The 24,597-nt window shown below is 69.4% G+C and carries 18 protein-coding genes and 2 pseudogenes; 16 read left to right on the forward strand and 4 right to left on the reverse strand.

The window, feature by feature from the left end; translation table 11 throughout:
* Window positions 1-131 precede the first annotated feature (131 nt).
* Entirely contained in the window at window positions 132-1,025 is an 894-nt protein-coding gene (locus tag RM590_RS34670; protein WP_311708793.1) for an AraC family transcriptional regulator, read from the reverse strand.
* Between the two features lie 146 nt (window positions 1,026-1,171).
* Here RM590_RS34670 and RM590_RS34675 point away from each other — a divergent pair, with 146 nt between their 5' ends.
* The 12 genes and pseudogenes from RM590_RS34675 (at window position 1,172) to RM590_RS34730 (ending at window position 16,577) form a co-directional block, all read left to right on the forward strand.
* Window positions 1,172-2,635 carry an alpha-L-fucosidase gene (locus RM590_RS34675; protein WP_311708794.1) on the forward strand — a complete coding sequence of 488 codons (1,464 nt, stop codon included), beginning with the start codon at window positions 1,172-1,174 and terminating at the stop codon, window positions 2,633-2,635.
* A 2-nt stretch (window positions 2,636-2,637) separates the two neighbouring features.
* Window positions 2,638-3,900, forward strand: a complete 1,263-nt coding sequence (locus RM590_RS34680) for an ABC transporter substrate-binding protein (protein WP_311708795.1) — start codon at window positions 2,638-2,640, stop codon at window positions 3,898-3,900.
* A gap of 22 nt (window positions 3,901-3,922) precedes the next feature.
* Window positions 3,923-4,861: a carbohydrate ABC transporter permease gene (locus RM590_RS34685; protein WP_311708796.1), complete on the forward strand. Its 939-nt coding sequence runs from the start codon at window positions 3,923-3,925 to the stop codon at window positions 4,859-4,861.
* Window positions 4,862-4,903: 42 nt separating this feature from the next.
* Window positions 4,904-5,767: a carbohydrate ABC transporter permease gene (locus tag RM590_RS34690; protein WP_311708797.1), complete on the forward strand. Its 864-nt coding sequence runs from the start codon at window positions 4,904-4,906 to the stop codon at window positions 5,765-5,767.
* A 473-nt stretch (window positions 5,768-6,240) separates the two neighbouring features.
* On the forward strand, window positions 6,241-8,016 hold the full coding sequence (locus tag RM590_RS34695) for a hypothetical protein (RefSeq protein ID WP_311708798.1): 1,776 nt from the start codon (window positions 6,241-6,243) through the stop codon (window positions 8,014-8,016).
* A 324-nt stretch (window positions 8,017-8,340) separates the two neighbouring features.
* The gene (locus RM590_RS34700) at window positions 8,341-8,784 is read left to right on the forward strand and encodes a hypothetical protein (protein WP_311708809.1); all 444 of its coding nucleotides are present in this window, start codon (window positions 8,341-8,343) and stop codon (window positions 8,782-8,784) included.
* Between the two features lie 474 nt (window positions 8,785-9,258).
* Window positions 9,259-9,419 (forward strand): annotated as a pseudogene (gene rpmB, locus RM590_RS34705) (50S ribosomal protein L28); the annotation flags it as partial.
* A gap of 519 nt (window positions 9,420-9,938) precedes the next feature.
* A complete protein-coding gene (locus tag RM590_RS34710) occupies window positions 9,939-11,492 on the forward strand; it encodes an ABC transporter substrate-binding protein (protein WP_311708799.1) in 1,554 nt (517 codons plus the stop codon).
* Window positions 11,408-12,517 (forward strand): ABC transporter permease, encoded by a 1,110-nt coding sequence (locus RM590_RS34715; protein WP_311708800.1) that lies wholly within the window; start codon window positions 11,408-11,410, stop codon window positions 12,515-12,517. Before RM590_RS34710 ends, RM590_RS34715 begins: the two co-directional genes overlap by 85 nt.
* Complete coding sequence (locus RM590_RS34720; protein ID WP_311708801.1) at window positions 12,514-14,484, forward strand: dipeptide/oligopeptide/nickel ABC transporter permease/ATP-binding protein; 1,971 nt, start codon at window positions 12,514-12,516, stop codon at window positions 14,482-14,484. The genes RM590_RS34715 and RM590_RS34720 overlap by 4 nt, the downstream gene beginning before the upstream one ends.
* Window positions 14,485-14,488: 4 nt before the next feature.
* Complete coding sequence (locus RM590_RS34725; protein WP_311708802.1) at window positions 14,489-15,280, forward strand: ABC transporter ATP-binding protein; 792 nt, start codon at window positions 14,489-14,491, stop codon at window positions 15,278-15,280.
* A gap of 73 nt (window positions 15,281-15,353) precedes the next feature.
* Window positions 15,354-16,577, forward strand: a complete 1,224-nt coding sequence (locus RM590_RS34730) for an ATP-grasp domain-containing protein (protein WP_311708803.1) — start codon at window positions 15,354-15,356, stop codon at window positions 16,575-16,577.
* On the opposite strand, the gene RM590_RS34735 is transcribed toward RM590_RS34730, so the two are convergent.
* Complete coding sequence (locus RM590_RS34735) at window positions 16,574-17,332, reverse strand: class I SAM-dependent methyltransferase (RefSeq protein WP_311708804.1); 759 nt, start codon at window positions 17,330-17,332, stop codon at window positions 16,574-16,576. The genes RM590_RS34730 and RM590_RS34735 overlap by 4 nt on opposite strands.
* Before the next feature lie 98 nt (window positions 17,333-17,430).
* Between RM590_RS34735 and RM590_RS34740 the strand changes: the two genes are divergently transcribed.
* From RM590_RS34740 to RM590_RS34755, 4 genes are all read left to right on the forward strand, one after another.
* Window positions 17,431-18,465 (forward strand): enolase C-terminal domain-like protein, encoded by a 1,035-nt coding sequence (locus RM590_RS34740; protein ID WP_311708805.1) that lies wholly within the window; start codon window positions 17,431-17,433, stop codon window positions 18,463-18,465.
* 77 nt (window positions 18,466-18,542) lie between these two features.
* Complete coding sequence (locus tag RM590_RS34745; RefSeq protein WP_311708810.1) at window positions 18,543-19,289, forward strand: class I SAM-dependent methyltransferase; 747 nt, start codon at window positions 18,543-18,545, stop codon at window positions 19,287-19,289.
* Entirely contained in the window at window positions 19,286-20,506 is a 1,221-nt protein-coding gene (locus RM590_RS34750; RefSeq protein ID WP_311708806.1) for an MFS transporter, read from the forward strand. The genes RM590_RS34745 and RM590_RS34750 overlap by 4 nt, the downstream gene beginning before the upstream one ends.
* Complete coding sequence (locus RM590_RS34755; protein WP_311708807.1) at window positions 20,503-21,660, forward strand: acyl-CoA dehydrogenase family protein; 1,158 nt, start codon at window positions 20,503-20,505, stop codon at window positions 21,658-21,660. Before RM590_RS34750 ends, RM590_RS34755 begins: the two co-directional genes overlap by 4 nt.
* Before the next feature lie 1,404 nt (window positions 21,661-23,064).
* On the opposite strand, the gene RM590_RS34760 is transcribed toward RM590_RS34755, so the two are convergent.
* Both RM590_RS34760 and RM590_RS34765 read right to left on the reverse strand, forming a co-directional pair.
* Window positions 23,065-24,009, reverse strand: coding sequence for a carbohydrate ABC transporter permease (locus RM590_RS34760; RefSeq protein ID WP_311708808.1), 945 nt, complete (start codon window positions 24,007-24,009; stop codon window positions 23,065-23,067).
* A gap of 23 nt (window positions 24,010-24,032) precedes the next feature.
* Window positions 24,033-24,470 (reverse strand): annotated as a pseudogene (locus RM590_RS34765) (carbohydrate ABC transporter permease); the annotation flags it as partial.
* Window positions 24,471-24,597: the final 127 nt, after the last annotated feature.

Here is a 24,597-nt window from a genome sequence, read left to right on the forward strand (position 1 = left end):
TCACCGCACCCCACCTCGTCGCCCTCGTCCGCGCAGGCGCGAAGTTCGAGAACGGAATCCTCGTCGAACGCGAGGAAGCTCACGCAGCCTGAACTACCTCATGATCCACAGGTATTGACAATTGCTCCGGCTCAACCGGCATGCCGGTCAAGGTGATGCCGTTCAGCCCTCTCACCCAGCCTGTCGGAGTTGCCCCGTTTCTCATCAGGGAACGGGGTCTTCCGGCTCATGACGCCGTGGCGTACGGCGCTGGGCGGGATGCCGTATGCGCGGCGAAACGCCTTGTTGAAGGTCTGCGGATTACGGAAGCCGACCATCGATGCCACGGCCTTGACCGGCAGCGAGGTGCGGGTCAGCAGGTGGTGGGCGCGGGTCATGCGGCGGTCGCGGATGTAGTCCACGACGGTGGTGTCGAGTTGCGCGCGGAACAGCCGGCCCAGGTGGTTCTGCGAGACGCCGACATGGTCGGCCAGGTCCGCCACGCTGAGGGGCTCGCGCAGCCGGGTCTCGATGTGGGCGACGGCGGCGCGTACCGCCGGGTGCAGCCCCAGCGCGTCGTCGTAGCGCGAGACCTGCCGTCCCGCGAGGTGGCACAGCAGACTCCACAGCTCGGCCTGTGCCAGCTGCGGCAGCCGGGTGTGGAAGTCCAGTGCGCTCTGGAAGCGGTCCCGGATGCGCGGCAGGTCCGACCCGCAGTCCAGCATCACGGGCAGCTCGACACCGCCCGAGGCGATGGCATCCGGCAGGCGGATGTGGGCGAAGAGGTGCACGGCCTCGCCCTGGTAGCGGTAGCGCGTGGCCGTGGCGGGAGGAACCAGGCTCACGCGCCCCGGCGCGATGGGGACGACCACACCGCCGACCTCCAACTCGCCCGCGTAGCCGTAGAGATGAAGCTGCCAGAGGTCCTGCAGGCACCACTCGTCCACGAGGCTTGCGACGCCGTGCCTGCCCACGCCGATATCCGCGATGGACGGCGGCTCCTGCAGCGGCACCTTCCACCTGACGAGTGAGAGCTGATCCAGCATGACGCGAAAACTACCCCCGGATGTGCCATTGCACCAGAGGTGAGAACGAACCAGCAATGTCGTATCCCGACCATTGGCTTCCCCTCGTTCCAGCCCTTACCGTCATCCGACACCGACGGAAATAACGTGCATCGGAGTGATGACTGGTGTCTGACGAGCCGCGCCCGGGGCCTTTTCTGCCCACGCTGGAATCGCTCGGGGAATTCGTCTGCCCGGAATGGTTCCGCGACGCCAAGCTGGGCATATGGTCCCATTGGGGGCCCCAGTCCGTGCCCATGTACGGTGACTGGTACGCCAGGAACATGTATATCGAGGGCACCGACCAATACCGTTATCACCTACGGAAATACGGGCATCCCTCGGAGTTCGGATACAAGGATCTGGTACGCCTCTGGAAGGCCGAGAACTTCGACCCCGACGGCCTGATGGACCTATATGTTCGCGCCGGTGCCCGGTATTTCGTCGCGCTCGCCTCGCACCACGATTACTTTCTCACCTACCCGTCCGCACTGCACCGGTGGAACGCGGCCGAGGTCGGTCCCGGCAAGGACATCGTGGGGCTGTGGCAGGCCGCCGCCCGCCGGCACGGCCTGCCCTTCGGGCTCACCGAGCACCTCGGCGCGACGTTCAGCTGGTGGTCGGTGAACAAGGGAGCCGACGCGCACGGCCCGAGGGGCGGGGTGCCCTACGACGGCGCGGACCCGGCATTTGAGGATCTCTACCTGCCCAACCACGAGCATCACCGTCCCGGGCGGCGGCCCGACCCGGTGGTCCCGTGGCACACCGGCAACGCCTGGTGGCACCGCCGCTGGCTGGACCTGGTCACCGAGATGATCGACCGTTACCAGCCCGACCTGCTCTACTCCGACGGCGCACCGCCCTTCAGCCCTCACGGCATCGACGCCGGGCTGCGCGCCGCCGCTCACCTGTACAACACCAGCGCGGCGGCGCACGGCGGGGAGAACCGGGCCGTCTACACCCACAAGGACCGCCAGGGCCACATCCGGCGCATCGGCGTGCTGGACGTCGAGCGCAGCCAGGAAGAGCGCGTGATGCCGTATCCCTGGCAGACCGACACCTGCGTCGGCGGCTGGTTCTACGACGTGCGCGCCGTGTACAAGACCCCGGGGCACGTGATCGAGATCCTCGTGGACGTCGTCGCCAAGAACGGCACCCTGCTGCTGAACATCCCCCAGCTCCCTGACGGCACCATCGACGCCGAGTGCCGGCACCTACTGACCGAGCTGGCCGCCTGGATGGATCTGTGCGGTGAGGGCATCCACGGCACCCGGCCGTTCCGCGACGGCGTCGAGGGCCCCAGCCGCGTCGCCGTCGACGGCTTCCGCGAGGAGCAGGCCTCCTGGGATGCCGCCGACTACCGGCTCACCCAGCGTGATGGCACCGTCTACGCCTTCCAGATGGCCTGGCCGAAGGACGCTCGCGCCGTCATCCGCAGCCTCGACCCCGACGACCGCGTCGCCTCGGTCCGGCTGCTCGGCGCCGGGCCCATGCCCTTCGAGCAGGTCTACCCCGGCGGGGAACTGGTCGTGGACCTGCCCGACCACGGTCCCTCCCGGTATGTCAACGCCCTTGCGATCGAGCTGAGATGATCATGAAGCACCACGGAATCACCAGACGCCGTCTGCTGGGCGCGGCCGGCGTGGGCGCGGCCACCGCGGCGGCGGCCGGCGGCCTCGCGCGCTGCGGCGGCTCGCGGAGGCGCGACGAGCTGTTCTTCGGCTTCGGCGCCGACACCGTCTCCCTCGGCGTCTACGAGAGCATCATCGATCTCTACCGGCGCAAGTATCCGAAGGCACGGATCAGCTACACCTACGCCGACCACTTCGGCTTCTTCCAGCGGCTGCCGCTGATGTTCCGCGCCGGCACCGCGCCCGACGTGATGATCGTCGCCGAGAGCTGGGTCTCGGGCCTGAGCCAGCTCGGCGGGTACGCCGACCTGACCTCGTTCATGCGCGCCGACGGCCTGACGGAGGACCGATGGGTGCCCGGTTCCCTCAATCCGGCCCGGATCGGCGGCGAGGTGCTGTGCCTGCCGATCATGGTCTACCCCAAGGGCATCGCCTACAACGCCACACTGCTCGCGGAGCGCGGGGTGCCGATCCCGCAGCCGGGCTGGCGCGAGCGCGACCTGGTCGAGACGGCGGCGGCCGTCGGCTCGGGCGGTGACCGTATCTGGGGGATGCCCAGCACGTTCGGCCTCTTCCCCTACGACGTGGCCACGGTCCACGGCGGGCTGCCGTTCTCGGTGGAGACCCGGACGATGACCGCGACCGACGAGCGCATGGTCTCCGCGGTCGAGCTGATCTCGGACCTGATCCACGAGCACCGGGCCATGCCGGTCGGCGCGCAGTCCCAGTACGCGGTGAACTTCACCAGCGGCATCTTCGGCATGGAGCTGTTTCCCAGCTACGCGCTCACCGCGTACCGGGAGCAGATCGGGAACCGCTTCGAGTGGGGGGTCGTGCCCTACCCCGAGGAGTGGGTCGGCACCTACCAGAACAACAACGTGGCCATCTTCGGCGGCTCCCAACGCAAGGACGAGGCCTGGCACTTCGCCACGTTCCTGTCCACCGACCCGGATGCCCAGCGCCTCCTGCAGCCCATCGGTACCCCGGCGCTGGCCACGGCCGCCGACGAATGGCAGCGCGACCTCGCGCCCGAGGACCGCGAGCTCCCCTGGGAGCAGATGATCCAGGGAATGGGGAACCAGCTCGTCGCCTACCAGGGCGGCATCTTCAACAAGGTGTGGGACGTCCTGGGCCAGAAGGTCGAGTCGGTGCAGAACCACGCCGCCCCGGTCCGCGAGGTCCTGCGCGAGGTGCAGGACCGCGGCACCGAGATCCTGCGGGCCTGAGCGGGCCGGATCGGAGAACCCCATGACAACGTCCCTGAGAACTTCCCCGACGGCTCACACCAGCCCGGTCACGCGCTGGCGGAGAAGGTTCCACTCGGAGTCCGCCGCCTTCTGGCTCTTCCTCAGCCCCTGGCTGCTCGGCCTCGTCGGCCTCACCCTCGGCCCGATGCTCTTCTCCCTGTACGCCGCCTTCACCCGCTGGGACGGCGTGAACTCACCCGAGTTCATCGGCCTGGCCAACTTCCGGGTCATCTTCACCTCGGACCCCGACTTCTGGCCCTCCTTCGGCCGCACCTTCGCCTACGCCGGCGCCCGCGTCGTGCTGGGCACCGTGCTCGCTCTGGCCCTGGCCGCCATGGTCAACACCCGCATCCCGGGCCGGACGTTCTTCCGCACCGTCTTCTTCCTGCCGTCGATCGTCACGGGCGTGCCGCTCTTCGTCGTCTGGCTGTGGATGTTCGACCCCACCGCCGGAGTCCTGAACTACCTCCTCGGCAAGGTCGGCATCGACGGCCCCGACTGGCTGGCCAGCAGCACCTGGGCGATACCCGCGCTGGTCCTGATGAGCCTGACCGCCACCGGCGGCGCCATGATCATCTTCCTCGCCGGCCTACAGGGCATCCCCACCGAGCTGAAGGAGGCCGCCACCGTGGACGGCGCCGGCTGGTGGAGCCGGTTCCGCAACGTCACCGTGCCGCTGCTGTCCCCCGTCATCCTCTTCAACGTCATCATCGGGCTGATCGGCGCCCTCCAGGTCTTCGCCGAGCCCTTCATCATGACCGGCGGCGGCCCCGAGCGCTCCACCTACTTCTTCGGCCTGTACCTGTACAACGAGGCCTTCTGGTACTCCAACGTCGGCTACGCCTCGGCCCTGGCCTGGGTGCAGTTCCTCGTGATCGTGCTCCTCACCGCCGCCGTGCTGCGCTTCTCCCGCCGCCACGTCCACTACCTGGGCTCCTGACCAAGCCCGTCACCGCAAAACCGCAGAGGAGAAACGCCAGCCATGCCGGAGAGCCGCACGCTCAGACTGACCCTCACCCGGGGCCGTATCGCTCTCGTCCCGCTGTACATCCCGCTCACCATCGCCGCCTTCTTCTTCATCCTGCCGTTCCTGTGGATGCTCTCCGGCGCCTTCAAGGAACCCAGTGAGGTCACCGCCTACCCCCCGAGCTTCTGGCCGGGCCGCCTGGACACCGACAACTTCTCCACCGCCGCGGCCGGCATCTCGATCTGGCGCTACTTCGGCAACTCCGTCTTCGTCGCGGTGGTCTCCACCCTCGGCACCGTCCTGTGCTGCTCACTGGCCGGCTTCGCCTTCGCCCACCTGCGCTCCCGCGCCCGGGGCCCCCTCTTCGCGGTCCTGCTGTCCACGATGATGCTGCCCCCCTTCATCACCCTGATCCCCTCCTACTCCATCTACCAGGAACTCGGCTGGCTCGACACCTACCTGCCGCTCACGGTGCCCAGCTTCCTCGGGGTCGGCGGGGCGTTCTACATCTTCCTGCTGCGCCAGTTCTTCCTCGGCGTCCCGAAGGAGCTCTTCGAGGCCGCCCGCATCGACGGCGCCAGCCGGCTGCGCCAGTACGTCCAGATCGCGCTGCCCCTCTCCAAGCCCGCCCTGATGACGGTCGCCCTCTTCCAGTTCGTCGCCTCCTGGAACGACTTCTTCGGCCCGCTGATCTTCCTGACGGACTCCTCCAAGTTCACGCTGCCCGTCGGCATCCGCTTCTTCCAGAGCCTCTACGCCACCGACTACGGCACCCTGATGGCCGCCAGCTGCGTCACCATCGCGCCCGTCCTGCTGCTGTTCCTCCTGGCCCAGCGCTTCTTCGTCCAGGGCATAGCGACCACTGGCGGAAAGGGCTGAACGCCAGCCGCAGCGCCGCCTGCACAAGACTCAGTACAGCTCAACACCTCAATAAACGGCCCGCCCGGCGTCTGCGGGTCTTGGCGACTTCACTGAAGCTGCCGCCCATGCTGTCCGGGAAGGAGGTAACGAGATCGCCCACGGGGACCTTGTTTCAGACGAGATGCCGCAAGAGGACGCGGGCCTCCATCGTTCACCTGATGGACGGAATACGGCGCACCACGCCTGCACACCGGCGCATCGACGAACAGCACGCCTTACCCGGACCCAACGGCGAATCGCGCATCAGCTCGCGAATCGCCCTCTCGCAAGGTTTCATCCGTCCCGGGGCCGCTCAGCCGAGCGTGCCCTGCGCTCACCCCAAACATCGGGCCGATGAGGGAGAGGTGACACGTTTGAGCGACTCTGAGAATGAAACTCCAGGAATAGATGGGATCTTTCATGTCGGGACGACGAGCCGAAGGGACAGGGTCATGGGACACGGTTACAGCCGCAGGCAAGTGCTTGTGAGCAGCGGGGCGGCCGTCGCGGGGGCAGTCACCACGGGAATCGCGACAGGTACCGCGGCTGCCGAGGAGCGTGGCGGGAGCGGCAGACGGCTGCCGTGGATCCTGGACGCGGTCATGTGCAACCCGGGCGAGAGCGTGCCCCTGACGGCCTTTGACGACCTGCAACGACTGCGTGACTACGGCTTTAACGGCAAGATTGTCACCGAGTGGCACCCGCCGAGCACCGCGATCACCTACGACTCGCTCGACCCCGAGATCTTCCCGCAGGATTCCGACGAGCGGGTGTGGGTGGAGACGAACGCCGGCCGCATCGATGCCCGCATCCGCCAGATTCGCGCCGCCGGGCTCAAGGCGCTGTACTTCATCGACATAGTCACCCTGCCCAATCGGCTCGTCGACCGGTACGCCGACAAGATCCTCGACTCCGAGGGGCGGATCAACCTCGACTACGAAGAGACCCGCCGGATCCACCGCGTCATGCTGGCCGAGATCTTCGACCGCTTCCCCGACCTGGACGGCCTGGTCGTCCGGACCGGCGAGACCTACCTGCCCGCCGTCCCCTACTTCCGCGGCAACAACCCGGTCACCCGCGGCGCCGACAGTCACGTCATCCTGCTCGACATCCTTCGCGACGAGGTGTGCGTCAAACGCGACAAGCTCCTCTTCTACCGGACGTGGAGCTTCGACGCCTTCACCACCAGCCCGGACTACTACCTCGACGTCACGGACCGGATCGAACCCCACCCCAACCTGATCTTCTCGATCAAGCACACGGCCGGCGACTTCCTGCGAACCTACGAGTTCAACCCCACCCTCACCCTCGGACGGCATCCGCAGATCGTCGAGGTGCAGTGCCAGCGCGAGTACGAGGCCAAGGGCGCCGTCCCCGACTACGTCATGAACGGCGTGATCGACGGCTTCGAGGAGTACCCGGAGGACGCTGGCCGGAGAGGTCTCGCCGACATCAGGGACCACCCCAACTTCCAGGGCGTGTGGACCTGGTCGCGCGGCGGAGGATGGCGCGGGCCGTACATCCCCAACGAGATGTGGTGCGACCTCAACGTCTATGTGGCCAGCCACTGGGCGCAGGACGTGGACCGTACCGAGGCGGAGGTGTTCGGCGACTGGATGCGCCGGGCGGGACTGAAGGGCGCCGACCGGGACCGGTTCCGCAGGCTCGCGCTGCTGTCCGCGACAGGGACCCTGTACGGCAAATACACCGGGCTGTTCACGATGGCCAACCCCTTCTGGATGCGGGACCAGTTCATCGGCGGCTCGGACGACCAGCTCAAGGCCGACTTCGAACGGATCAGGAGCCAGGGCCAGATCGACACCGCGATCCAGGAGAAGGCGGACGCCGTCGCCACCTGGCGAGAGGTCGCCCGGCTCGCCCGAAACATCCAGCTGCCCGATCCCGCCGACCGCGACTACCTGCGGATCTCCAGCGAGTACGGCCTGCGGCTCTACACGGCAGTCCACCACGCCTGGGCCGTCATGCTCAAGGGTGTCGAGGGTGACAGCACCGGCACCTACGACGTCGCGGCGATCCGCGAACACCTCGCCGCCTTCGACACGGCGTGGCTGTCGTACCTCGGCCTGCGCGAGCACCCGCAGTGCCCGACGCTCTACGAGCCCTACGCCTTCGGCGCCCAGGACGTGAACGGCCTCTACCACAGCGACCGCGATCGGGGAGCGAAGCCCACCCTGGACCACTACCGCGCGATCGTAGGCGACGGCTGACCAAGGCGATTCTTCCCGCTCAGGCTCGTTTCGGAGTGTTCAATCAACGACCCTGTCTCACCTTCGGTGGTAGCAGAGGAGGACGCGGTGGCGGAAGCGTGCCCGACCGTATATCTGCCGCGCGATCAGCTTGAAGGTTCGGGAATCTGCCGGGGTGATCATGTCTCCCTGGTGCAGCCACGGACTTGGGAGATCGCTTGAGTGCCATGACGGTGCTGACGGAGAAGCGGCCGGTGCCGGCCCGGCACGAGCAGGCGGTGGCCTGGCTCGGTCTGGGCCGAGCTTGGACGTGCGCCGCGCACGATCGACGCTTATGGCCGCGGACTGGCGGAGTACCTGCTGATGTGCGAGCGGGAAGGCATCGATCCGGTCACCGCGAGCCGAGCGCATATCGCCGCCTACCTAGGGGAGTTGACCTTACGACCGCACCGCTGCGGTGCGCACGTGATCTCGATCGACTCGGGAGCCGCGCTGGCCAACGCCACGATCCAGCAGCGCCTGGTGCCGGTCCGACTGTTCTACGACTTCCTCATGGAAGAGGGCCTGCGAGAGTCCAATCCCGTCGGCCGGGGGCGTTACACCCCTGGCCGTCGGGCCGGCGGCCAGCAGCGTGGCCTGGTGCCGCGTCGGACGAAGCTGCCGTGGATCCCCGGCGAACAGGAATGGCTGCACATCCTGGAGGTGGCCCGACTCGAGCCGATCTCGCGGAGTTCGTCGACCAGCTGGGACGCCGTGGTGCGTCCTTCGGCCCACCGCTGGTGGACGTAGGGCTTATAGGCGCAGGCCATCGGGAGCGGGCGCGCGCAGGAAGCGACGGACGGTGTTGACGGCCGCCCCAGCTGTCGAGCGATGCCGCGCTGGCTGTGGCCCTGGCGGTGCAGCTGGTGGATGGCGCGATGGCGTTCACGGGTGCGATCGCTGATCCGCCCGGTGGTGCGCGGAGCCGCAGCGGTGGAAACCGTTGCGGCGGTGTTCACCTGCTCGGCCGTCACGCTGGGTTGGTCGTCAGGCGGTTCGGGGAGTAGGGCGCGGTGGCGGATGACCGTCTTCTCCACGGCCTCGACGAGGTTGTGCCAGGTGTGCCAGCGGTCCGCGCAGTGGATGGCGTCCGGTGCTCCAGCGTGAGCGCCCTCTGAGAGCGCCTTCGCGGGCGATGCCGTGGGGAACACTCCGAACCGCCTCACCGGACAGCCGTCCCATGCCGCCCGAGCCGCCGTTTCCGCGCGTCATCACGGCAGCCAGATCAGATGCTGCCAACTCACGGGCAAGGAGCCGCGGTTCGGCAACCGCATCTCCCACTCCCACCGCGCACCAAGCGCCGCTTCGACCCCAACAACCAGACCAAGCGCTACTGGCTGCCCAGCGAGGATCGGTATGTCCGGCTGAAGCTCAGCACCAAAGGCGGGAACCCCGGCGGCCGGCAACGCAGGAGCTCCTGGATGACCTGGTCCGCCCCGTCGTCCCGCCACGCGGCGAAGTAGTGGCTCGGACAGATAGGCCGGCGACTCGTCGGCCGACCCGCCGAATGAGGTGAACGCGGAGTCCGGCCGTCAGCGTCCGTCGTGCTCCGCAGGTCCCGGGCCGTTGCCGGGCACCCGACGGGGAAGTGCGAAGGAGCCGGCCTGTCGAGTGGTACCGGCCATACGGTGGACGTGGCCCGAGCGCGGATCCCGCTCCTTCCTGTCGGGGCGCCCCTGCGCCCGCGGGCCCGGTTCGCGGTGGGGCGTCGGGCGCCGAAAGCTGGGTAGACCATCGGGGGCACACCTCCAGTCGCCGCGCCGCATCGGGGAGTTCCTCTGTGGTGAGACGCCGATTCACCGACTCGGGAACTTCCTGTGAGACGCCACCGACTATTCCCAGTGGGCAACTTCCTTCCTCGCCCCCAGCAGAGCATCGACCACCGTCCAGCAGGAGCCACCGTGTTGAGATCGCGCCTACTCGTGCCCCCCGTCGCGTCGATCACCTTGTTGTCGGCATGCTCCCTTGACGCCGGTTCGTCCGGTGGCACGAGCGAGGTGCTGCGCATCGGCCTCAGTGAGGAGTCCGGTGCCCTGAACCCACACGAGTTCACGGGGAACTTCCTGTTGCTGGATGCGGTGTACGAACCGCTCGTGTCCTACGGCGAGGGCGGGGCCCTGGAACCGGCGCTCGCCGAGTCGTGGAGCGTCTCCGAGGACGGCCTGAGCATCGCGTTCGACCTGCGCGACGGCGTCGAGTTCACCGACGGGACCCCGCTCGACTCCGCCGCCGTCAAGTGGAACTTCGACCGGTGGGTGGGCAGTGAGGACTTCACCTTCTTCCGCGCCTCACAGGTCATCACCGCGGTGGAGACACCGGACGCGGACACCGTACGGCTGACGCTGTCCGAGCCGTACGAGCCGCTGCTGCAGGAGCTGTCGATCGTGCGCCCGGTACGGCTGCTCAGCCCCTCGTCGGCGACCGGAGACGGCGAGTTCGGTGAACCCATAGGCACCGGGGCGTGGCGGGTGGAGTCGAACTCGTCCGCGGGGGCGGCCCTGGTCCGTAACGACGACTACTGGGGGACGGCGCCGGAGCTGGAACGGTTGGAGTTCACGATCATCCCCGACTCGCAGGCACGCGTGGACGCGCTGGTCAACGGCGAGATCGACCTCGTAGGGGGCTCGTATCTCTCCCCGGTCAACCCGGTGGAGGCCAGGACGCTCAGCCAGCGCTCCGACATCCAACTGCTCTCCGGGGAGCCGGACGCGACGATGATGCTCGGGTTCAATCCCGCCGGTCCGGCGGGTGACCCGGCTGTCCGCGAGGCGGTGCGCCAGGCGATCGACACCACTTCCCTGGCGAGCGCGCTGTTTCTGGACTTCGCCGAGCCGGCCCGGCGGGTCTTCCCGCCGTCCGTCCCCAACTCGGGCGAGGATCTGCCGTCGTACTACGACCCGGACGGTGCCCGCGCCACGCTGGAGGGGGCCGGGTACCGGCTCGACGGCGGCACCTGGGCCAAGGACGGTGAACCACTGGTCCTCTCGCTGCTGGTGCCCGCCACTCCGGCCCCCGGGCAGCTCGATGCGGGTCTGATGGCCGAGGCGATCGCCGCGGCCCTGGGCGAAGTCGGCGTCGCCGTCGAACTCTCCCCGGTCGATGCCGCCGCGTACTACGACGACCGGGCGGAGGGCGCCTACGATCTGACCTTCTTCGAAGGGCTCGGGGCCCCCTACGACCCCGCCACCTCGATCGTGTCCCTGTTCACCTCCGGCGCGCGGGGCCCGCTGTGGGTGACCGAGGAGACCGAGGAGCTGGTCGATCAAGCCTTGTTCGCCGGGGAGGATGACGCCCGTGCCGCCGCCTATCAGGCGCTGTACGACGAGGTGGCCGCCGATGCCGGCTTCGTGCCGCTGGTCTACCGGCCGCGGATATGGGCCATGCGGGACGCGGTCCAGGGCTTCGAGGTGCCGTCGAGCGACGTGGACCTCGAACTGACCGGGGTCACCATCGAGTGAGGTCGCCCAGCCGCTCGGCGGTCACGGGGCGGTTTGTCGGGCGGTGGGCCGTCGACACCGTGGCCGTTCTGCTCGCCATGTCGGTCGGCACGTTCGCGCTGATCCTCCTCGCGCGCGGCGACCCGGCGGCGCTGCTGGCCGCGACCCGGGCCGGTCGTCCCGCCACGCCGGAACAGATCGAGGCCGTACGCGTTGAACTCGGTCTCGACGACCCGGCCCCGGTCCGCTATCTGCGGTGGCTGGCCGACGTCCTGACGGGCGACTTCGGGCTCTCGCTGCGGACGAACACGCCCGTGGGCCCCGAGGTCGCCGACCGCCTGAGCGTCTCGCTGGCGTTGGTGGCGGGATCGGCCCTGATCGCCCTGGTGGTCGGTGTGGCCGTCGGGGTCGCCGGGGCGGTGCTCCCTCGCGGTGTGCTGCGCGGCGCGCTGCGGTTCGGGGCGCTGCTGGTCACCTCGGTCCCGGCATTCTGGCTGAGCTACCTGATGGTGCTGTTCCTGGCGCTACGCCTCCATCTGGTGCCGACCTCGGGGATGGGCGGACCGGCCACCTGGCTGATGCCGATGACGGTACTCGGGCTGCCGGCGGCCGGAATCCTCAGCCGCGTCGTCGCCATCACGCTTCGGGAGGCCCTGGACCAGCCCTATGTGCGGGCCGCCCAGGCCAGGGGCAGCGGAGCGCTGTCGATCGTGCTGCGGGACGGTCTGCCCAACGCCGCCGGGCCCATCCTGTCCGTCGCGGGGTTCGGCATCGGGAACATCCTGGTGGGCACCGTCGTGGTGGAGCAGATCTTCGGCTGGCCGGGACTGGGAGCCTACTTCGTCCACGCGGCCGGAGCCCGGGATGTTCCGGCGCTCCAGGCCAGCGTGCTCCTGCTGGGCGGCGGGTTCATCCTGGCCAACCGGACCGCCGACGTGCTCCAAGGGCTCATCGACCCCCGATCCCGGCGGGGAGCCGAGGAGGTCGCCGGGCGCGTGAAGGGGCGCCGCCCGTTGGCCGCCAGACTGAGACGGAGGGCGTCATGAGCGGAGGAGGCCGCCGTCCCGGTGGTGGCGCACGACTGCGTACGGCGCTGATCGCGCTGCCCCTGGTGGTGTTCGCGGTGGTGGGCCTGCTGGCCCCGCTTCTGGCGCCGGCCGACCCCACCGTCAACGACCTGGAGGGCGGTCTGCTGCCGCCGTCCTCGGAGCATTTGCTCGGCACCGACCAGCTCGGTCGCGACCAGCTGAGCCGGCTCTTGTACGGGGCCCAGATCTCGCTGTCGGTCGCCGCCTCGGTGCTGGCCGTCTCGCTGGTGGTCGGTGTGCTCGCCGGCACCGCGGCCGGCTATCTGGGCGGCTGGGTCGACCGGCTGGTCTCGCGGGCGATCGACATGGTGGTCTCGTTGCCGGGGATGCTGATGGCCCTCGCGGTGATCGGGGCGCGCGGGCCGGGCGTGGAGAACCTCGTCCTGGCCCTGTCCCTGTGGTCGTGGGCGCCCTACGCCCGGATCGCCCGCTCCCGCGTGGCAGGGATGCGCGGCAGTCCGCACCTGGACGCGCTGCGGCTGCTCGGCGCCGGACGCGGGCGCATCATCGGCCGGCACCTGCTGCCGCCCGCCCTGGCGCCGTGCCTGGTCTATGCCAGCACGGACATCGGCGTGCTGGTCCTCAGCGTCGCCACACTGAGCTTCCTGGGCCTCGGGGTTCCGCCACCGCATGCCGAGTGGGGGCAGATGCTGATCGAGGGGCGACCGTTCCTGGACTCCGCGTGGTGGTTGGCCTTTCCACCCGGGATCGCCATCACCGCCGTGGTGTTCGCCAGCAACCTCCTCGGCGAGCGATTGGCGGCCGGTGAGGAACGGCCCGCAGTGCTACGGCTGTTCCTGCCCGGGCGGACGCGGCCGGCCCCGGGGCCGGCACGCGCGGCCGGCACGGCCAAGGTGCCGGCCCGCCCCGGGCCCGGCGCGTCGTCCGGGGCCGAAGAGCAGGGGGAGGACGACGGCACGGTGCTTCGGGTGCGTGACCTGTCGGTCACCTATCCGGCCGACGCACGGCCACGTCGAGTGGTGAGCGGGATGTCGTACGAGGTGCGACGCGGGGAGATCCTGGCCCTTGTCGGTGAGACCGGAAGCGGCAAGACCACGGCCGCGCTGGCCCCCTTCAGCCTGCTGGACCCGACCGCGCTGGTCGCCGGCTCCGCCGTGCTGGGCAGCGGCGCCAGCGCCCGCGAGCTGACGGGCCTTTCCCCGGCCGAGCGACGCCGGATCTACGGGCGGCGGGTGGGCGTCGTCTTCCAGGACAGCGGCGCCGTTCTGAACCCGCTGCGGACGGTCGGAGCGCTCGTCGATGAGGCGGTCCGCAACGCGGGCCGCGGCGGCCGGCGGCTCGCTACCCGCCGCGCCTCCGAGGAACTGCTGGAACTGGCCGGCCTGCCGAAGCCCGCCTTCGTCGCCCGCCAGTTCCCCCACCAGCTATCGGGGGGCATGCGCCAACGGGCCCAGATAGCCATGGCCCTGGCGGGGGAGCCCGAGCTCCTGATTGCCGACGAGCCGACCTCGGCGCTCGACGTCACCGTTCAGGCCCGGTTGCTGAGCCTGTTGGCACGGCTGCGCGACGAGTTGTCCATGTCCATGCTGATCGTCAGCCACGACCTGGCCCTGGTGACCCGCCTGGCCGACAGCGTTGCCGTCGTCTACGCGGGCCGGATCGTGGAGTACGGCCCGATCGCCACGGTGACCTCACATCCCGACCACCCGTACACGCGTGGCCTGTTGGACGCGGTGCCGCGCCCGGGCACGCCACCCGGCACCCGCTTCCGCACGATGCCGAGCCAGAGCGGGCAGGCCCTGGTGAACGATACCGGCGGCTGTGGGTTCGCCCCCCGCTGCCCGCTCGTGGTGACCGACTGCACAGACAGGCCGACAGAGCTGCGGACGCTGCTCCCGAGTGTCGGACACCACTCGGCGTGCCTGCGTCAGCCTAGCCGCTCCGCCACCGAGACGAAGGAGTGACGCTGTGCTGGAGATCGAGAACGTCAGCGCCGGCTACGGTGGCCGTGGCGACGCCGACACCACGCCCGTTGTCGAGGACGTCACCCTCCACGTCGCGGCAGGAGAGATCGTCGGGCTCGTCGGCGAGTCGGGCTGTGGCAAGTCCACGCTGGCTCGTGTCGTCACCGGGCTGCTGCGGCCCAGCGCGGGAGTGGTGCGGATCTCCGGGGACGATGTGCACGCCCTGAGGGGCGGTCAGTTGCGAGCGCACCGCAGACGCGTGCAGATGGTCTTCCAGGACCCCTACCTTTCGCTCAGCCCCCGGCAGACGGTGCGGCAGGCGCTGGCCGAGCCGCTTCGCATCCACCGCATCGGGGACGCCGCCACCCGCGCCGCCCGGATCGGAGAGCTGCTGGACCTCGTGCGGCTCGGCCCCGAGGTGGCGGACCGCCGCCCCTGGCAACTGTCCGGTGGCCAGCAGCAGCGTGTGGCGATCGCGCGGGCGCTGGCTCTGCGACCCCGCCTGCTGGTCTGCGACGAGCCGGTCACCGCCCTGGACGTGTCCGTTCAGGCGACCGTGCTCAATCTGCTCTGCGACCTGCGGGACGAACTCGAATTCGGCTGTCTGTTCATCGCGCACGACCTCGCCGTCGTCGCGCAACTCGCCGACCGCATCGCGGTGATGACACAGGGCCGGATCGTCGAGCAGGGCCAGACCGTGGACGTCACCACCCGGCCGCGCCATCCCTATACCCGCGCCCTGCTCACGGCCAGTCCCACCATGCCAGGACACGCCACCGAGTTCCTCCCGGGCTGACGGGCGGATGGCACCGGCGCGACGGAGGCGGCGCTCCGGGAACTCACCGGGCCGCCCGGCCGACCAATTGACTGTGACGATCGCCTGTGTGGAGATGCTGTCTTTCGGACTTGCCCGACTAGCCCGTGCCGCACGTGAGTCGGGTGAGCGGCTGACGCTGCTGACCGGCGTCGAGTGGCTTTACCTGCACGAACTATCCACGCTGCCCGCCGGGGAGATAGAGGTCGTGGCCGTGGACACCCACGACCGCAACGCGGTCGCGGAGGCCCTCGCCTCCATCGACGACCTCAACGGCCTCATCAGCTCCACCGACACCTGGGGGGTGACCGGAGCCGAACTCGCCGCCGAGTTCGGCCTGCCCGGCATCGATCCGGCGGTCATCCGGCTGGTGCGGGATAAGTCACGGGTTCGGGAGGTGCTGTACCGCGAAGGGCTGAGCGCGTTCGCGCCGCTCCCGGTCGAGGAGCCGGCCGCCGTGACGCTCGACCAACTCGCCTCGGCCGTCGGCCTGCCCGCCGTGATCAAGGACACCGCGGGCACCAGCAGCCAGAACGTGTGGCTGGTGCGTGGCACCGGGGACCTGAGCCGCTTCCACCGGGAGGCGGCGCACGCCGCGCTCTTCGGAAGGCTGTTCGCGGAACCTTTCCTCGCCGGACCGGTCTACAGCGCCGAGACGGTGACCTGGGCCGGGCGGACCCGGCTCCTGGGTCTTTCGAGTCGGCTGATGTCCGCGCAGCCCTGGTTCCGGGAGGACGTGACGGCGTTTCCCGTGGCGCTGCCCCCCGCGGAGCTGCGCGAGATCGAGTGGTGGCTCGACGGAGTGCTGGCAGCCCTCGACTACAACGAGGGGTTCGCCCACGTCGAGTTGGCCATGACCACCGACGGGCCGCAGCTCATCGAGGTGAACCCGCGGATCGGCGGAGCGTTGGTCGGCGAGTCGATGTGCCGGGCCCTCGGCGTCAACGTCTACGCCGGACTCGTCGACCTGGCCCTCGGCCGCCGCCCCGGACTGCTCGACAAGCCGCTGGGCGGCGGAGGCGGTGTGGCCTTCGTGCTGGCCTATCCGGAGCGCGCCGGCGAACTCGTCGCGGTGCACGGCCTCGACGACATCGCACGCTGCCCGGGAGGGCCCGAGTGGTACCCGACCAAGGCGGTGGGTACCACCGTCGAGCACCTCACCGACGGGCGCGGCTACGTCGGCATACTGCTGGCACAAGGGCCGACGGCGGAGGTCGCCACCCACCGCGCGGTGGCGGCGGCGGGTGGCCTGCGGGTCGAAACCCGCCCGGCGTGTTAGGCGTCGTCGCGGTCCGTCGCCGGGCGGCTCCCGACGACGATGAGCCGCCGGGCGTGGTTGTCGAAGGGTTCGCCGCCGAAGCCTCCGTAGCACACGACATCGACGAACCCCGCCTCGCCCAGCAGCGCTTTGAGTTCGACGGCGCTGTAGAGCGTGTGCTCCACGAACGCGGTACGTGCCCGGTTGCCCCGGACCAGGACGAAGTCGTCGCGGAACCGGGTCCAGTCCTCCAGGACGGTGCCGCGGACGGTCAGGGTGCCCCCTTCGACGTCGAAGATCTTGGCTTCCCCACCGTCGCGGGCGAGCACCTCCTTGCAGAAGAGGTCGATCAGGAGCCGGCCGCCCGGAGCCAGAGACGCCAGGGCGTTGTGCAACACCCGCATGTTCTGGCCGTGCTCGGTGAAGAGCCCGAACGAGGTGTACATGCTGATCGCGAGGTCGAAGCGGTCGGGCTCGACGAACTCCCGCATGTCCGCCCGCACCAGCCGGACATCCACGCTCGCCTCGGCCGCCTCCCGCCTCGCGCGATCGAGCAGCGCCTGGCTGAGGTCCACCCCGGTGACGGTCGCGCCGCGACGGGCCAGCGGGAGCGTGAACGTGCCGGGACCGCACCCCAGGTCCAGCACCTCGGTGCCGGCCGGCACGTCCAGCAGCGGCGAGGAGGCGACCGTCGCCTCGGCCGCGGCGGCCCGCTCGGCGGAGAAGAACACGGCCGAGAAGTCGACCCACAACGCCTCGTCTTCGAACCACTCCATCGCTGTTCCCTCCGTCGCGTCGGCGCTCCGTCGGTCATACAGTCGGGGCCGGCGCCCGGCCAGTTCCTGTCGTCCCGCCAGGAAGGAAAAGTCACCCCATGCAATTGAGACCCGAGCATGTAGAACTGACGGCCCAGCGGCAGAGCCTGCGGCTAATCGAGACCGTGCGGAGTGCCCGCGGCGAGCGGAACAGCGTCGACACGTGCATGGTAACCCTCGCGCACGGCGGCCTCGTCGCCTACGGCGAGGGCACACCGACCGGCTACGACGGGGTGAGCGCCGACGATGTGGTGGATGCGGTCCGCGCCGAGGGCCCGGCGGTGATCGGCGACGACCTGAGTGACCCTGAACGCGTCCTGGACCGTGTCGAGCGCTGGGACGCGCCAGCGGGCGCCCGGATGGCGCTCGACGGTGCCTTGCACGACTGGATCGGCAAGGCGGCCGGACTGCCCACCTGGAAGCTGTGGGGCGCGCCTCGGCGGCTGGGTCCCACCGTGTACACGATCGGGATCGCCGACCCGGACGAGGCGGCGGCCGCCGTCAGACATGCCCCGGCGGTCGGGGCCTTCAAGGTGAAGGTCGGCGGGTCCGACGACCTCGCGACGCTGGAGGCCATCCGGAAGGTGACGACGCGGACGGTGCGGGTCGACGCCAACGAGGCCTGGGACCTCGCCACCGCCCGCGCCCTCACCCCCCGCCTTCGCCGGCTCGGCATCCAGATGATCGAGCAGCCTTTCCCGACGGACGCGCTCGACGACTACCACCGCTACCGCGAGTTCCCCGACCGGCTCCCCGTCTTCCTGGACGAGGGATGCACCGATGCCGCGAGCGTCCTCGCGGCCCAGGCGTACGCCGACGGTGTGGTCGTCAAGCTCTGCAAGGCCGGCGGCATCCGTGGCGCCCGGCGGGTGATGGAGGCGGCCCGGCAGGCCGGCCTGGAGGCGATGCTCAGCTGCATGTGCGAGTCGGAGCTGGCCATCAGCCAGGTCGCCCAACTGGCGCCGTGGGCGGACCACATAGACCTCGACGGCCACCTCTATCTGAGGGACGTCCCCTTCCGCGGGCTCGGCCTGGAGGAGGGTTGGATCGTGCTGGGCGACGCCCCGGGGCTGGGCGTGGTGCCCACGCGTTGACACTCCGGCAGCGGGAACCTTCCTCGCCCGCGCCACGACTACTTCAAGGGGAGGCAGTCCACACGATGGGAGACGCCGTGAGCTGGTACGAGGACGCGGGACTGTGGTCGGGCTTCGCGGATGTGCTCTTCTCACCGGAACGGGTGCGGTCGGCCGCTGAGGTGGTGGAAACCTCCCCGCTACTCGCATTTCCGCCGGGCAGTCGTGTGCTCGACCAGTGCTGCGGCGTCGGCGTCTTCACCGTGCCGCTGGCCCGCAGAGGTTACCGGGTCACCGGCCTGGACCTCCAGGCGGGCCTGCTCGAACGGGCCGCAGCCGACTGTGCCGCGGCCGGCGTGAAGGCGTCCTTCGTGTGCGCGGACGCGCGCGAGCCCTTGGCCCCGGAGTCGTACGACGTGATAATCAACATGCACACGTCCTTCGGGTACTTCGACAAACACGAGGACAACCTTCAGGTGCTGCGCAACGCTTACCGCTCCCTGGTTCCCGGCGGGCATCTGATCGTCGACCTGCTCAGCAAGGAGATGTACGCGTCCTGGGCCGGTACCCCGAAGATCGTCGACGTGCCCGGCGGCATGGTGGTGATGCGAGACGTGATTCTCGATGACTGGGCCAGATACCGCACCGACTGGACCCTGGTGCGCGGAGACGTGGCCGAGCACGCCTCTCTCACCTGCTACGTGTACAGCGCCGCCGAGCTACGCTCCATGCTGGAGGCGGCCGGGTTCGAGAAGACAGAGTGCTTCGGCGCCCTGGACGGTCGCCCGTACGACGCCCGGGCCACCCGCCTGGTCGTGCGCGGCACCAAGGCGCGACCGGCGTGATCCCCCGGACCAGGAGGCCGCCGGACGGCGCCGGGCCGTCCGGCTCCTCCTCGTTCACCGGTCCACAACTCGCGCTCCTCGCCAGCGGGTTCTTCGTCAACGTCATCAACTTCTCCGTCTACCCCTATATCGCGGTCCTGCTGCGCGACCGCATGGACCTGGGCATGGAACAGGTGGGGATCGTTCTCGGCGTGGCGACGTTCGTGCAGTTCGCCGGCGGACTGCCGGGCGCGGCTCTGGCCGAGCGCATCGGGCTCCAGCGCTGTCTGTTGGCCTCGATGGTCGTCCAGACCCTCGGCTCCCTCGGCTTCCTCCTCGGCGGAACGTGGCCGCTGGTGACGGTCGCTGCCCTGTATCTGCGCTCGGCGGCCTCGGCGCTCTACTCGCCCAGCGTCCGGAGCTACATGCTGTGGGGGGCGGACGAGAGGGAGCGGCCCCGACTGGTCTCCGCGAGCTTCGCCTCCGGCAACGTCGGCATCGCCCTGGGGCCGGTGCTCGGCGCGCTGTTCATCGGGGCCCCCGGGGGGTTGTTCGTCACGATGACCGTGCTGCACCTGGCGATGACCATGGGGCACGCGCTGCTGCCCCGGGACCGGTCCGAGGAGCGGGAGACGGTGGAGCCGCTGCGCCGCGCGCTGCGCGGGCTTGCGGTCCTGCCGTTCCTCGTGACGGCTCTGACCCTCTACCTCCACATGCACTTCTACCAGTATCTGTCGTCCTACGCGGAAGGCCGGGTACCCACCATGTTCTACGGGGTCGCCATGATGGGCTATTCGTTGGCCCTGTCCGTACTCCAACCACTGCTCGCCGAACGGGTCGAGCGCATGCGGTACACACACGCGATGATCCTCGGCTTCGCCGGCCTCGCCGTCGGCACCGCCGCCTTCACCGGGGGGAGCGAGATCGCCATCGCCGTGGGAGTCCTCGCGATCGGAGCCGGCAACTCCGTTCTGTTCCTCAAGAACACCCTGGAGGCGCTCGCCCACACCAAACGTTCTCCCGCGGTGACCTTCGGCCACCAGCGGCTCGCGGAAGGGACCGGCGCTTTCCTCAGCGGAATTCTCGGCGGCGCCCTTTACCAGGTCTTCGAGTCCGACGGGCGACTGCCCGGGTTCTGGTGGGCAGTCGCCACCCAGTGCGTGCTCCTCCCGGCTATCGTGCTGTTCGCGGCGCGCGGACGACGTGGCGCGGCCCCCGAGACGGTCGGTGCCCCGTGACCCCGGCGGAGGCGATCGAAGCCGCCCGGGCCGTCGCCGCGCGGCTCCGCGAGGACGCCGTGGCCCGCGACCGCGCCAACCAGCCCCCCCGGGCCGAGATCGCGCTGCTGCGCGAGAGCGGTCTGCTGGCCGTTGACCCCGACGACCACGCCACGACGCACACCGTCACCCGGATCGTGTCGGCTGCCGACGCCTCCATCGGGCACATCCTCGGCTACCACTACCTGCACCTGTGGCGGGTCGCGCTGTACGACAACGCCGAGTTGGTGCGCACGCTGCGTCAGGAGGTCGTCGAGGACCGGCTGTTCGTGGCCGCCGTCAGCAACCCCCGCAACACCGTACGGACCACCCTGTCCGGCGACGGGTTGACGGTCTCCGGGCGGGGTGCGTTCGCCACCGGCTGCGCGGTGGCAGACCGGCTGTTCGTCAGTGCCTCCCGGGACGACGGCACAGCCCACCTCGTCGTGCTGCTGCGCGGCGGCGCCCACGGGCTCTCGCACCCGCCCGACTGGGACAACCTGGGACAGCGGCTGACCACCAGCGGAAGCATCGTTTTCGACGATGTCCGGGCCGGACTCGGCGACGTGGTCGGCACCTTCCCGGTCGATGAGGACGCCACGAGTCCCCGCTGGCTGCGACTCTCCCTCGTCGCGCTCGCCTTCCAGGCGGTGCTCACCCAGATCCTCGTCGGCCTCGTCGAGGGCGCCATCGACGAGGCGGCACGCTACACCAGGGAGCACTCACGCCCCTGGCCAGCGAGCGGCCTGGACCGCGCCGTCGATGACCCGCACGTCCTCGCCGGCTACGGCGAACTCGCCGCGACCCTGCGCGCCGCGCGGCTGCTGGCGGACGACGCGACTCGCGCCTTCGCGGAGGCCGACGCCCGCGGCTTGGAGCTGACCCCGGCCGAGCGTGGGCGGGCGGCGCGGGCGATCTCCGCGGGGAAGGTCGTCGCCACACGGCTGGCGACGGAGGCGACGAACCGTGTCTTTGAGTTCACCGGCGCGCGCTCGACGGCGCGTTCGGCCGGTCTCGACCGGTTCTGGCGAGACGCCCGCACCCTCACCCTGCACGATCCCGTCGTATACAAGGCGCGGGAACTCGGGACCTTCCTGCTCACCGGTGAGGACCCACCGGTCACGGCGTACAGCTGACGGCCGGCAGCGAGTCCACTCGGGCGACGGTGGCACACCGGCGACACGGCGAGGTGGTCCAGCGCACCGGCCTCGGCCTGGGCAACCAGGTCCGCGCTGGCTCCGCCGGGCTCGATGGCCTGGCCCGCACCGAGCGCAGGCGGTCTCTCTCGGCCCAGCCGATGAGCAGCAGGGGACCGACCGCGTCGAAGGCGGCTTTCCCGTCTTGCCCGGACGCCAGCGGGTCGGCGGTGTTGACATTCCGTCATGGCCGAAAGGAAATCAGCCGCTATTCCTCCCAGGCGAGCATCCGCGTCGGAGTTTTGCCATTTCAGCCCCGCGCTCTATCCGCTAAACGGGTGATTTCCGCGCTCTGAAAGCAGCGATCAGTGCGGGCCGGCCGTTTCGAGCAGCCCGCACCGAGCCCTGGGACCCCCGACACGATTCCCCTCCCCGGCCGATGACACGACGGTGATCCGACTTTCGGGCGGCCCGATCGTCCAACGTTGGCTGGCGACCACCTCGGACTCGTGGGCCGAAGACTGGCTCACGGCTGGTGATGCCGACTGGGGCTCGTACGTCTCTGTGCACCGCGACGCCCGCGGCGCCCCTGGTGCGCGCGGGCTCGCCCGTTCGGTCCGCCCTGCGCCGCGCCGCTGCGGCGCGGGTCTTCAGCTCGCCTGGCGGTCCCGCGAGCGTTGGACGGGACGGTTGCGGCTGGACCGGGCCCGCGTGAGCGGCCGTTCGTATGGCTGGCACCGTGATCAAGGCCGTGTGGGTGTCCGGTTGGAAGGACGGTCAAACCTTTCCGGCGCCGACTGGCGGTTCCGGCTGGTAGCGGTGTCGCCCGACTTCTCCGTCCGGTACAGCGACACCTTCACGCCCGGCCAGACGGGCGAACTTCAGCCTCCAGAGCGGCGAGACACACATGATGCTCGTCGTCGCGGCCACCCCCTCGCAGCACCGCAACTACCCGATGTGGCAAGTCGGCGTCGGAGACCCCTTCCCCTACCAGCTCTCGATCCAGGGCGCCTCTCCGGCATAGGGAACGAAGTGGGGTCGGAATGGGCTGTCCATGAGTTTTTGAACGGTTCTGTCGTCGTCTGATGGTGTGGGCGCGGCGGAATTCCTCTTCTCTGATTCCCAGACAGTCGGCGCCGTTGACGTGGCGGAGACCGCAGCTCCCGGACCATGAGCGGCAGACTCCAGGGCCGCCTCTTCCGAACCGGTCCGCGCCCGCCCGCCCCAGCTTTCCGGACTGCTGTGGGCTCAGCACGTGAAGAGGACTCTCCAGGACGGCTCTGCTGCTGTGGCCACAGGGCGCGGGAACGAGGACCGAGTGCTGCTGAGCAGCCACGTGGTGGTCCGGAACTCCACCGCTCCCCCGACGCGGCAGGACAAGCGGTAGGACAATACTGCGGGCGGTCATTTGAGGCTGCCGAGTGTGAGGCCGGTTCGCCAGTAGCGCTGCATGGCGATCATGAAAATGGCCAGGGGGATGATGGAGAGCAGGGCGCCGGTGAGTACCAGTGCCGTGAGGTCGATGCCGGCTTCGTCTCGTTTGCTGTTCCAGAAGTACAGGCCGAGGTTGACTGTCCATTTCTCCTCGCCGCGCAGCATGGTGAGGGGGAGGAAGAACTGGTTCCAGTTGCCGACGAAGGAGAGCAGGAAGACGGTTGCGCCGCCGGTGGACATCAGCCGGATCACGATCTGGAAGAAGATGCGCAGTTCGCCGGCGCCGTCGAGGCGGGCGGCTTCGATGAGTTCTTCGGGTACGGCGCCGTCGACGTAGACCTTGGAGAGGTAGACGGCGAACGGGCTGATGAAGGAGGGGATGAGGATGGCCCAGACGGTGTCGACCAGGCCCAGTTTCGCGAAGAGCAGGTACAGCGGCAGGGTGAGCATGGCGTAGGGGACGAGGAAGGAGGCGATGACCGCGCCGAGGGCGAGGTTGCGTCCGGGCCACTGGAAGCGGGAGAGGGAGTATCCCGCGGCGATGGCGATCAGTGTGCTCACCGCCGCGCCCAGGCCGGCGTAGAGCAGTGAGTTGAGCATCCAGCGGAAGAAGATGCCGTCGTTGTAGGTGAAGACCTGGTCGATGTTGTGGAAGAGGTTGAAGTCTCCGAACCACATGCCGTTGGTGTAGAGCAGGTCGCGCTGGTCCTTGGTGGCGGAGACGATCAGCCACCACACCGGGGCTATGGAGTACAGGACGAACATCCCAAGTCCCAGCAGGACAAGGCCGCGGGAGAGTGTGGACTGGCGGGTGCCGACGGGGAGTTCGTCGCCCGGGTCCGCCGCCCGCCGCCTGCTCCGGCGGCGCGGCGGGGGCTCGGTGGCCGGGGCGGCGTCGGCGGGGGGCTTGGTCATCAGCGGTGTCTGTCCGGAGGCGGTCATGACTGCGGCCTGTTCGTGAGCTTGTAGAAGAGGAAGGAGATCGAACCGACGACGAGTGCGAGGATCACCGACAGAGCCGCCGCGTATCCGTAGTCGTTGCTGTCGAACGCCTCGTAGTAGATGAGCATGATCGGCGTGTAGCTCTTGGTGACCGTTTCGGGGGCGACCTGGCGGAAGAGCAGCGGCTCGTTGAAGATCTGCAGCATGGCGATGATGGAGAGCATCCCGGTCAGCACCAGGGCGCCGCGGACATAGGGCACCTTGATGGACAGCGCGATACGCAGCTCCGAGGCGCCGTCCACGCGGGCGGCGTCGAAGATCTCCCGCGGCACGGCGCGCAGTGCGCCGTAGATGATCAGCATGTTGTAGCCGACGCCGTGCCAGGTGAGGAGATTGCCCATCGAGACAAAGAGCATCTCGGAGGCGTAGAAGTTGAGCAATTGTCAATACCTGTGGATCATGAGGTAGTTCAGGCTGCGTGAGCTTCCTCGCGTTCGACGAGGATTCCGTTCTCGAACTTCGCGCCTGCGCGGACGAGGGCGACGAGGTGGGGTGCGGTGA

The organism is Streptomyces litchfieldiae (assembly GCF_031845365.1).
Lineage (GTDB): Bacteria > Actinomycetota > Actinomycetes > Streptomycetales > Streptomycetaceae > Streptomyces > Streptomyces litchfieldiae.